The following is a 9,558-nucleotide window of genomic DNA, read 5'->3' as shown; positions in this document are numbered from 1 at the left end:
CACGACGACGACCACGAGCCAGACCGGCACGACGGGTGCGGTGAGCTCGGCGCCCTTCGTCGTACCGAGCAGTGTCCAGGCGCCGGCCCAGCCGTACGCGGTGCCCAGCAGCCCGCCGAGGACGACCGCGACCGCGACGGTGATGGCGGTCTCCGCGAGCACGAGCGCACGGACCTGCTGCCGCGTCGCACCGACCACCCGGAGCAGTCCGAGCTCGCGTCCGCGCTGCGCGATCGTCAGGGCCGTGACGGCGACGACCCCGGCGGCGGCGATGAGCCCGGCGGCGCCGACGAGGCCGGTGAACATGACCGCGAGCTGGTCGAACTGCTCCTGGATGCCGCGGTAGTACTCGGGGTCGTCCGCCGCCTGGCCCTGCAGCATGTCCGCGTAGGTGGAGAACCCGACCGAGAACGTCGCCATGAGCGTCACCGCGATGAGCACTCCGACCGTGGCGCGGGCCGTCCGCTTCGGCGCCCGGAGCGCGTTCCGCGCGGCCATCGCCGGCACGACGGAGCGGGACGATGCCGACGCCGCGAGACGGAGCACGGCCGGGAGCAGCAGGGGCGCAGCGACGAGGACGCCCGTGAACGACAGCGCACCGCAGGCCACCGCGAGCAGCAGGGAGTCGACGCTCGTCGCGCCGAGGACCAGCGCGACGCCGAGCCCCGCCGAGCCGAGCAGGAAGAGTGTGCCGGCGGTCACCGTGCGTCCGACGGAGCGGGTCGTGCCGGGAGGGGCCTCGACGCCGGCCTCGAGCGCGCGGAGCGGGGAGATCGTGAGCACGGCGCGGGAGCCGATGCGGAACGCGACCGTCGTGATGCCGGCGACCAGGAGCCCGATCGGGACGAGCGACGGCGGGGCGAGGACACCGAGCGGCGGGAGCACGTCCGCGGCCGCGGCGACGGCGAGCGCGGCGTCCGCGACGACCGCACCGAGGACGGTGCCGACGGCGGCGCCGACGATCCCGCAGGTCGCCCCGGTCCGGGTGACCTGCCAGCGGAGCTGCTGACCGGTGGCGCCGAGCACACGTTGCAGTCCGAGCGAGCGGGTACGCCCGGCGATGACCGTCGCGCAGGTGTTCGACGCGACGACGGCGCTGACGTAGAGGGCGATGCCGATGAACACCCACGCCACGACGGGCAGGATCGCGGCGACCGTGGCGCTCGACCCGGTGCGCTCGCCGAGCTCGACGACGCGGTGTGCGGCGTCGGCGCCGGTGACGACGAGGGCGCCGAGACCCGCGGAGAGGGCTGCGACGCCGACGGTCGCCCGGTGCTCCCCGAGCTGGGGCGCGCGACGGTGTGGGCGGACGGGCTGCGCGGCGTTCGCCGACCTGCCGTCGCGCCCGGCCGCTCGGTGGCGGCCGCGCGGGCGGGACACGTCAGGACCCGCCGTCGCCCGGGTTCGGGGTCCAGGCGATCCACCGGTCGCCCTTCGAGGTCATCGACCACGGGCCGCACCGGAGCACGGATTCCGCCCCGTAGACGTCCGGGGCGTCCTCGACGTCCATCGTCGGCGCGGACTGCCGCGGGGCCGTGCGGCAGGTGTCGTCGGTGACGCCGTCGGTGCTCGTGAAGACCAGCGTCGTCGGGGTCGTTTCGGAGGCCTTGCCGCCGGTGCCGGCGACGGAGGTGATGTCGCGGGCGTCCGACGGCAGCCAGTCGGGTGCGGCGTCGAGGTCGGCGCGGGTCGCGGCCTCGGAGGTCACCCGGTCGTGGGCGACGTCACCGAGGGCGGAGCAGCCGGAGAGCGTCAGGGCGCCGAGGGCGAGCACGCCGAGGGTCAGGGGCGTGGTGATCGTGGAGCGGGGCATGTCGAGCCTTTCGTGTCTGACCCGATCACAGCGCATCCGCGCCCACTCGAAGATCGGCACAGCGGAGGACCGACGTGCTCCTCCGGGATGACATCCGGCGCAGCGCCTACTCGAACATCGCCCGCAGGTCGGCGTGCGGATCGCCGTCGTGCACGTGCACCGACGGCGGTTCCGGCCAGTGCGTCGTGCCGTCGTCCGGCCAGCAGGGCACCACGTGGAAGTGCAGGTGCGGCACACTCTGCCCGGCGTCGGCGCCGGAGGCCTGCAGCAGCACGGTCCCGGTCGCGCCGAGGGCACCCCGCATGGCGAGGCCGACCCGCCGCGCCAGGGCCGTGCAGGCCGCGAGCGAGGTGGGATCGGCGCTGAGCAGGTCCGCGGTGTGCGCGACCGGCACGACGAGCGTGTGCCCGGGGGCGAGCGCCGACTCCGGGAGCGGTGCGAAGGCGACGGCGTGCTCCTCGCGCTCGACCCAGGTCGCCGGCTCCCGGTCGGCGATGATGCTGCAGAACGCGCACGACTCCATCGCCCCAGTCTGGTGGACGGGTCGAGGTCGTCCGCGCGGTGGACGCGGGAGGGACGGGGTGCGTCCTAGCGTGGGGCGTCCGACGACGTGGAGGAGGACGACGTGTTCGAGAACCTCGCTGGCGCCCATGTGCTGGTGCTCGTGCTGCTGCTGGCCCTGGACGTGCTGGCGCTGGTGCAGGTCTGGCGCGACCGACGGCGGAGCGACGCGGTCAAGGTCGTCTGGACGCTCGTCATCGTCCTGGTGCCGGTCGTCGGTGTGCTCGGCTGGGCGGCGAACTGGCTGCTGGGGAAGGCTGCGGACGGCCTGCAGCGCGCGGACCGCTGACGACCAGGCCGGTCCGCGCCGCGCCGGTGCGTCCGCCGGCCTGACCCGTGCGCCCCTCGGCCCGGGCCGGGGGACAAGAACCGCACAGCCTGCGGATGGCCCTGACGGCCCGGCCTAGCGTGGGATCGTCATGGCAGCCGAACACCGCAAACCCGTCGAGCCCGATGCGGCTCCCACCGTCGCGCACCACACCGCGAACCACGCCGCGACCGCCGAGCCCCCGTCGGCGCCGCAGGCCGAGCCGCACCCCGACCAGCCGGAGCACCACGGCCAGCAGGAGCACCACGGCCAGCAGCAGGACGACGCGCCGGACCCCAACCGCTGGAAGGCACTCGTCATCTGCCTGCTGGGCGGCGGCATCGTGCTGCTGGACGTGTCGATCGTCAACGTCGCACTGCAGTCCATCTCGAGCGGCCTGAGCGGCGCGACACCCGAGGCCGTCCAGTGGATCCTGTCCGGCTACGCCCTGGCCTTCGGACTGCTGCTCGTGCCCGGCGGTCGCCTCGGCGACGCGGTCGGGCGCCGGCGCATGTTCGTCGTCGGCGTCGCACTGTTCACCGTCGCGAGCGCGCTCTGCGGCTTCGCCCCGAACGGCTTCGTGCTGGTCGTCGCCCGGCTGGTGCAGGGCCTGGCCGGCGGCCTGCTCACCCCGCAGGTCACCGCGCTCATCCAGCAGCTGTTCCGCGGCAAGGAGCGCGGGACCGCCTTCGGCCTGTTCGGCGCGACCGTCGGCATCGCCACCGCGATCGGCCCGCTCGTGGGCGGCCTGCTCATCACGGCGTTCGGCACCGAGAACGGCTGGCGGTTCGTCTTCTTCGTGAACCTGCCCGTCGGGCTCGTCACGATCCTGCTCGCCTTCCGCTACCTGCCCACCACCCCGAAGGCGGAGCGTGGCCAGAAGCACGACTTCGACCCGGTCGGCATCGTGCTGCTCGGTGCCGCGGTCGTCGCGCTGCTGCTGCCGTTCGTGCAGTCCGAGCAGTGGAAGAGCCCCGCCAAGTGGTGGCTCGTCGTCGCCGCGGTGGTGTTCGCCGTGCTGTTCGTGCTGTGGGAACGCCGCTACGGCCGGAGCCACGAGCCCGTGATCGACCTCGGCCTGTTCCGTCGTCGGTCGTTCTCGCTCGGCGTCGGCCTCGCGACGGTGTACTTCGCCGGCTTCACTCCGCTGTTCTTCGTGCTGACGCTCGCGCTGCAGTCCGGCCTGCAGTACTCCGCGCTGCTCGCCGGTGTCGCGTCGGTGCCGTTCGCGATCGGCTCCGGCATCGCGTCGACCATCGGCGGCCGGATCGTCCACCGCTTCGGCCGGCAGCTCATCGTGGTCGGCACCGTGCTCGTGCTCATCGGCCTCGGCGCGGTCATCTGGGTCGTGGCGGACCACTACGGGCCGGACCTCGGCTGGTGGCTCGTGCTGCCGCTGCTGGTCGCCGGCATCGGGTCGGGTCTGACCATCTCGCCGAACCAGACGCTCACGCTCTCCGAGGTGCCGGTCCAGCAGGGCGGTTCCGCCGGCGGCCTGATCCAGGTCGGTGCCCGCGTCGGCTCGGCGATCGGGATCGCCGCTGTGGGCAGCGTGTTCTACTCGTCGCTCGCGAGCACGAAGGGCGACTACTCGCAGGGGCTGCCGCTCGGCCTCGGGGTCTCCCTGGTGTTCGTCGCGGCGGCGCTCGTCGCCGGGATCGTCGACGTCGTGGTGGGGAAGGTCCGCGGGACGGAAGCGTCCGTCTGAACGGGCGCGTCCGGCGGACGGTGACCAGCTGACGGACGGGAGGCACGGTGCCAGCGGGCACCGTGCCTCCCGTCCGTGCGCTGCACCGCCGTCGGGGGCTGGCCGACGACGCCCCGGCTCCGCTACCGTCGCGGTGTGCGGGCGCCGAGCTCGCGAGCGACGAGAGGGGGCACAGTGACGACGGACGAACGCGTGCAGGAGACCGGCCGACCGGGGCGGCGACCGACGGTGGTCACCGCAGCCGTGGTGATCTGGGCGGTCGTGCTCGTCGTACGGGTCGTCTCCGTCGTGATCGGTTCGGTACGTCTCGCGCTGGACGAACCCGGCGCGCTGCCCGCAGCCCTCGTCGGTGGCGTGCTCGGCGTCGGGATCTGCGCGCTGCTCGCCTGGGCGACCCTGCTCGTGTGGCGCGGTTCCGGGACCGCGCGGATCTGGCTCGGGGTCCTGGGGGCGCTCGCCGTCGTGAACGCGCTGGTCACGGTGGCCGTCGGGAGCCCGACCTGGTCGACGCTCGAGTCCGTCGCAGTCGTCGCCGCGGCGGTGCTGCTCTTCCTGCCGTCGGCGCGACCCTGGTTCCCCCGCGTCGAGCGGCGTCCGCGGGTGCAGGAGCCGAGGACCATCGGCTGGGACCCGCAGACCGGGGAGCGGATCACGGAGCCCCGCGAGGTCGCCGACCCGCGCTGAGGCCGTCGCGCGCAGCCCGGCAGCGGCACCCGACGAACGGCTACGGCCCACGGCGACGGCGCACGGCGACGGCGCGCGTTCTGCGACATCGCCGCTGTCGTACGACGACCGCTTCGTCGCACCAGCCGCGCGTGCGGCTCCGGCGACGAGAGATGCGACACGACCGCTGTCGAACGACAGCGATCTTGACGCACAACGCGTGCCGACCGGACCCCGACCGACACGCGTGCGACCCGGCCGGAGCGCGTCACACGCCGGCGGGCACCGCCACCCTCGTCAGTCGCACCGGCACGGCCTTCGACACCGGGGTGTTGCTGCCGATCGCCGCGCTGTCGAGCGGCACGAGCACGTTCGCCTCGGGGAAGTACGCCGCCGCACACCCGCGGGCGCTCGGGTACGCGACGACCCGGTAGTCCCGGAGCACCCGCTCGACGTCGTCGTCCCACACGGTCTCGATGTCGACCGTGTCCCCGTCCGTCAGCCCGAGCTCGACCAGGTCGTCCGGGTTCACGAAGACGACGTGGCGGCCCTTCTTGATGCCGCGGTACCGGTCGTTCAGGCTGTAGATCGTCGTGTTGTACTGGTCGTGCGAACGCAGGGTCTGCAGCAGCAGGGTGCCCTCGGGTCGCTCGACGGGCTCGAGCTCGTTCACGGTGAGCATCGCCTTGCCGGTCTCCGTCGCGAAGGTCCGCGAGTCGCGGGGGCCGTTCGGCAGGACGAAGCCCTCCTTGCTGCCGGCGCGGCGGGAGTAGTCGTCGAAGCCCGGTACGACGTGGCTGATGTGGTCGCGGATCACGTCGTAGTCGTCGCGCATGCCCTGCCAGTCGACCGGCACCCGGTCGCCGAGGGTGGCCTTCGCCAGCTCGCAGACGATCGCGACCTCGGACAGCAGGCCGGGGGCGACCGGCGGGACCTGGCCGTGGCTGCCGTGCACCGAGCACACGGTGTCCTCGACGGAGACGAACTGCGGGCCGGCGGCCTGCACGTCGATCTCGGTGCGGCCCATCGTCGGCAGGATCAGGGCCTCCTCGCCCACGACGGCGTGCGACCGGTTCAGCTTCGTCGACACCTGGACGGTCATCTCGGTGCCACGGAAGGCGGCCTCGGCGAGCTGGCTGTCGGAGATCGCGGCGACGAGGTTGCCGCCCATGCCCATCCAGAACTTGATGTCCCCGCGCTGCATGGCCGTGATGCCCTTGAGCGCATCGACCCCGTGCGCACGCGGCGGCTCGAAGTGGAACTGCTTCGCCAGGGCGTCGAGGAACGAGTCCGGCATCTGTTCCCAGATGCCCATCGTCCGGTCGCCCTGCACGTTGCTGTGCCCGCGGATCGGTGAGGCGCCGGCGCCCGGACGCCCGATGTTCCCGCGGAGCAGCAGGAGGTTGATGATCTCCTTGATCGTGTCGACGGACTTGGTGTGCTGGGTTATGCCCATCGCCCACGTGATGATGGTCCGCTCGGAGTGCAGGTAGCGCTCGGCGAGCTCGTCGATCTCCTCGACGGTCAGCCCGGTGGCGCGGACGACCTCGTCGTCGTCGACCTGCAGGATGTGCTCGACGAACGCGTCGTACCCGCTCGTGTGCGCGTCGATGAACGCGCGGTCCACCACCCCGGGGGTCTTCTGCTCGGCGAGCACGACGCGCTTCGCGAGCGCCTGCAGGAGCGCCATGTCCCCGCCGAGCCGGATCTGCAGGAACTGGTCGGCGATCTGCGTGCCGTGGCCGACGACGCCGCGGACGCGCTGCGGGTTCTTGTAGCGGCGGAGCCCCGCCTCGGGCAGCGGGTTCACCGCGACGATCTCGGCACCGTTCTTCTTGGCGTCCTCGAGCGCGGTGAGCATGCGCGGGTGGTTCGTGCCGGGGTTCTGCCCCATCACGATGATGAGCTCGGTGTGCTCGAAGTCGTCGTACGCGATGGTCGACTTGCCGATGCCGACGACCTCGGCCATCGCCAGGCTCGTCGACTCGTGGCACATGTTCGAGCAGTCGGGCAGGTTGTTGGTGCCGAACGCCCGGACGAACAGCTGGTAGACGAAGGCGGCCTCGTTCGAGGTGCGCCCGGACGTGTAGAACGACGCCTGGTCGGGGGAGTCGAGACCGTTGAGCTTGTCCGCGATGATCCGGAAGGCCCGCTCCCAGCTGACGGGCTCGTAGTGGTCCCCGCCGGCGGGCTTCCACACCGGCTCGGTCAGGCGCCCCTGCTGCCCGAGCCAGTACTCGGTCCTGTCGGCCAGGTCGTGGACCGAGTGCTCCGCCCAGAACGTGCGCGGCACGAGCACCGGCGTCGCCTCCCACACGACCGCCTTGGCGCCGTTCTCGCAGAACTCGGCGGTCTTGCGCTTGTCCGGGTCCGGCCAGGCGCAGCTCATGCAGTCGAACCCGCCCTTCTGGTTGAGCGACAGCATGAGCTTGGCGGTGCGGGCCGCCCCGAGCTGCTCGAGCGCGGGGCCCATCGAGTGCAGGACACCGGGCACGCCCGCCGCCCAGTCCTTCGGCTCGCCGACGGTCATCTCGGCGTCGGTCACGTCGTCCTTCGGGGGCTGTTCGGTCACGGTGCGCTCACGGTCTCTCGAGGGGCTGGTGCTGGTTCGGTGATGCGTTCGGGGCGGCTGTAGACGACCATGCTCTGGCCGCGCAGGAAGCCGACGATCGTGATGCCGACCTCCTTCGCCAGGTCGACCGCGAGCGACGACGGGGCGGAGACGGCGGCGAGCACGGGGATGCCCGCCATCGAGGCCTTCTGGGTCAGCTCGAAGCTCGCACGCCCGGAGACCATGAGGACGGTCCCACTCAGCGGCAGACGTCCTTCCTTCACGGCCCACCCGACCACCTTGTCGACGGCGTTGTGCCGGCCGACGTCCTCACGGAGCACGAGCATGCGGCCCGTCGCGCCGTCGAAGAGCGCGGCCGCGTGCAGCCCGCCGGTCTTCTCGAACACGTCCTGGGCCTCACGCAGCCGGTCGGGGAACGTCGCCAGCAGCGCCGGGTCGAGCACGAGGTCGTCGTGGTGCACCGCGTGCTGCGAGGTCGTCCGCACCGCGTCGATGCTCGCCTTGCCGCACAGGCCGCACGAGCTCGTCGTGTAGAACGCGCGCTCCAGGCTCGGATCCGGTGCCGGGACGCCGAGCGCGAGCGTCACGTCGAGCACGTTGTAGGTGTTGAGCCCCTCGTCCGTCGCCCCGGCGCAGTAGCGGGCGGCGGCGAAGTCGTCGCCGCGGGCGATCACGCCCTCGGACACCAGGAATCCGGCGGCGAGGTCGACGTCGTTGCCCGGGGTGCGCATCGTGATCGCGAGCGAGTTCCCGCCGACGCGGATCTCCAGCGGCTCCTCGACGGCGAGCAGGTCGTCGCGCACCGACCGGGACGTCGCGACGGTGATGCGGGTGACGCGCTTCCGCGCCGTGATCCGGCTCATGCTCCGGGTCTACCACCCATGCCCGGCACCCGCCAGGGCGGTGCGCTCCCGGTCGGCGCGGCTGAGCCGGTCCTCAGGCCGGCAGGCGGAGCGGCGGGCCCGCGTCGGTCAGACCCACGGCAGTCGGACGGGAGGCACGTCCTCGCCCGCCACGCCGCCCCCGGCCGGCACGACCATCAGTCCGTCCGCATCGGCCAGGCCGCGCAGCATCGCCGACGTCTGGTGGGACGCCGGCACGACGCCGTCCGGCGTGGTCCGGTAGGCGAGCACCAGCCCGCCGGGGCGGTCGTTCGGTACGGCGACCGCGAGCCGCACCGACCCCGTCGGCTCGAGCGGGCGACCGAGCAGCCCGGCGACGAGCGGCCCGCCGAGCAGCACGAGCCCGACCATCGCGGCCATCGGGTTGCCGGGCAGGCACAGGTACACCGTCGTCCCGCGTCGCGCCAGCAGCATCGGGCGCCCGGGCCGTACGTCGACACGGTCGACGAGCAGCTCGGCCCCGATCCGGTCGAGCGCTCCGCGGACGTGGTCCGTCGACGACCCCGCGGTGCCGCCGGTCGTGACGACGAGGCGCTCGCGGGCCGCGTCGAACACCCGGGCGGTGGTGTCGGCGTCGTCCGCCACTCGCTCCGCGGCGACCGGCTCGGCGCCGTACGTGCGGAGCACCGTCGGCAGCGTCTGCGTGAACACGTCGCGCACCTGCCCGGGGCGTGGGACGCCCGAACCGACGATCTCGTCCCCGAGCACCGCCACCCGCACGGTCGGGGCGGGGGCGACGAGCACGTCGTCGACGCCGGACGCGGCGGCGAGGGCGACCCGGGGTGGGGTGAGCACGGTCCCGCGGGTGACGAGCACCTGACCGACGGCGACCTCCTCGCCGGCGGGCCGGACGTGACGACGCGTGGACGACGTGTGGCGGACCAGGCGGCCGTGGACGTCGACGGCGGCGTCCTCCGAGCGCACCACGGCCTCCGTTCCGGGCGGGACCGGCGCCCCCGTGGTGATGGGCCGGGCCTGCCCGGCGGCCAGTCGCTCGGTGGCGGGGAGGGCTCCGGCGACGATCCCGGCACA

Annotated in this window: 9 protein-coding genes; 3 read left to right on the top strand and 6 right to left on the bottom strand. The window is 73.2% G+C overall.

The genetic code is table 11. The features are described from left to right. The 3 genes from D8M35_RS13895 to D8M35_RS13885 all read right to left on the bottom strand — a co-directional run. The coding region (locus D8M35_RS13895; protein ID WP_126892384.1) for an FtsX-like permease family protein at positions 1-1,380 on the bottom strand (1,380 nt) is incomplete at its 3' end. A 1-nt stretch (position 1,381) separates the two neighbouring features. Continuing rightward, on the bottom strand, positions 1,382-1,813 hold the full coding sequence (locus tag D8M35_RS13890) for a hypothetical protein (RefSeq protein ID WP_126892383.1): 432 nt from the start codon (positions 1,811-1,813) through the stop codon (positions 1,382-1,384). 106 nt (positions 1,814-1,919) lie between these two features. Continuing rightward, positions 1,920-2,336, bottom strand: coding sequence for an HIT family protein (locus tag D8M35_RS13885; protein WP_161972673.1), 417 nt, complete (start codon positions 2,334-2,336; stop codon positions 1,920-1,922). 102 nt (positions 2,337-2,438) lie between these two features. On the opposite strand from D8M35_RS13885, the gene D8M35_RS13880 reads away from it, so the two are divergent. The 3 genes from D8M35_RS13880 (at position 2,439) to D8M35_RS13870 (ending at position 5,073) form a co-directional block, all read left to right on the top strand. After that, a complete protein-coding gene (locus tag D8M35_RS13880; protein WP_202976566.1) occupies positions 2,439-2,663 on the top strand; it encodes a PLDc N-terminal domain-containing protein in 225 nt (74 codons plus the stop codon). Between the two features lie 130 nt (positions 2,664-2,793). Continuing rightward, positions 2,794-4,389 carry an MFS transporter gene (locus D8M35_RS13875; protein WP_126892381.1) on the top strand — a complete coding sequence of 532 codons (1,596 nt, stop codon included), beginning with the start codon at positions 2,794-2,796 and terminating at the stop codon, positions 4,387-4,389. A 174-nt stretch (positions 4,390-4,563) separates the two neighbouring features. Further along, a complete protein-coding gene (locus tag D8M35_RS13870; RefSeq protein WP_126892380.1) occupies positions 4,564-5,073 on the top strand; it encodes a hypothetical protein in 510 nt (169 codons plus the stop codon). Between the two features lie 247 nt (positions 5,074-5,320). Here the strand turns inward: D8M35_RS13870 and D8M35_RS13865 are convergent, their stop codons facing one another. The 3 genes from D8M35_RS13865 to D8M35_RS13855 all read right to left on the bottom strand — a co-directional run. Continuing rightward, entirely contained in the window at positions 5,321-7,582 is a 2,262-nt protein-coding gene (locus D8M35_RS13865) for an FdhF/YdeP family oxidoreductase (RefSeq protein WP_126892385.1), read from the bottom strand. A gap of 38 nt (positions 7,583-7,620) precedes the next feature. Beyond that, entirely contained in the window at positions 7,621-8,487 is an 867-nt protein-coding gene (fdhD, locus tag D8M35_RS13860; RefSeq protein WP_126892379.1) for a formate dehydrogenase accessory sulfurtransferase FdhD, read from the bottom strand. Between the two features lie 108 nt (positions 8,488-8,595). Then, the coding region (locus D8M35_RS13855) for a molybdopterin molybdotransferase MoeA (RefSeq protein ID WP_148113379.1) at positions 8,596-9,558 on the bottom strand (963 nt) is incomplete at its 5' end.

The sequence above is a fragment of the Curtobacterium sp. HSID17257 genome, assembly GCF_003989515.1.
Taxonomy (GTDB): Bacteria; Actinomycetota; Actinomycetes; order Actinomycetales; family Microbacteriaceae; genus Curtobacterium.
This window is presented reverse-complemented; position numbering and strand designations above follow the sequence as displayed.